At 52.9% G+C, this 582-nt stretch carries 1 protein-coding gene; it reads left to right on the forward strand.

Going from position 1 to position 582, the window contains the following annotated elements; genetic code table 11:
- Positions 1–229: 229 nt before the first annotated feature.
- Entirely contained in the window at positions 230–454 is a 225-nt protein-coding gene (locus F8N85_RS34450; protein WP_150802078.1) for a hypothetical protein, read from the forward strand.
- Positions 455–582 lie beyond the last annotated feature (128 nt).

The raw sequence follows: 582 nt of genomic DNA on the forward strand, positions 1-582 counted from the left end.
AAGATCGCAGCCTGCGGCAGCTCCTACAAATGCTGTGCACATCTGCAGATTCGCGGATGTGCCCGCTCGACGTAGGAGCTGCCGCAGGCTGCGATCTTTTGAAGGCCTCATGAACCTACTGTTACCTTAAAGGCAACAGTCCTTTATGTGATTCGCTCTTTTTCCCCGCGCCGAAGACCGGTACTTTTGCCACACCAAATATCACTTGCTCTGCAAGAAGGTCTTCAAGATGTCTAACACTATGGGTATTGCCAGCGCTTTTGTTTTGTCTTCCTTGTTCCTGTCGCCGCTCGCCATGGCTGAAGAGTCGCCAGCATTTGTTGCGCAAAATGCCGCGCGTGCCGATGCCCTGGAACAGTCCCGGAACGAACTGACCGCCAAAGCCAAAAACGCTGAGACACCCCAGCAAACATCAGTCAACCAAGCACAAGCGCCGGTTGAGAAAGATAGCTGATCTGCACCACCGCTCTATTTCCCTCGACACTTGCAGGGCTCTTTCCCCTGAGAAGTTGTCTTCAAAGCCGCTGCTCTCAGCGGCTTTTTTTTCGTTGTGAAAAACACCTCGAATGCCTGGTCTTGCCG

It is taken from the genome of Pseudomonas fluorescens (assembly GCF_902497875.1).
GTDB lineage: Bacteria > Pseudomonadota > Gammaproteobacteria > Pseudomonadales > Pseudomonadaceae > Aquipseudomonas > Aquipseudomonas fluorescens_BR.

What these genes read in the sequence shown, in the direction of transcription:
- F8N85_RS34450 (WP_150802078.1), top strand. Translation starts at nt 230, where the DNA reads ATGTCTAACACTATGGGTATTGCCAGCGCTTTTGTTTTGTCTTCCTTG.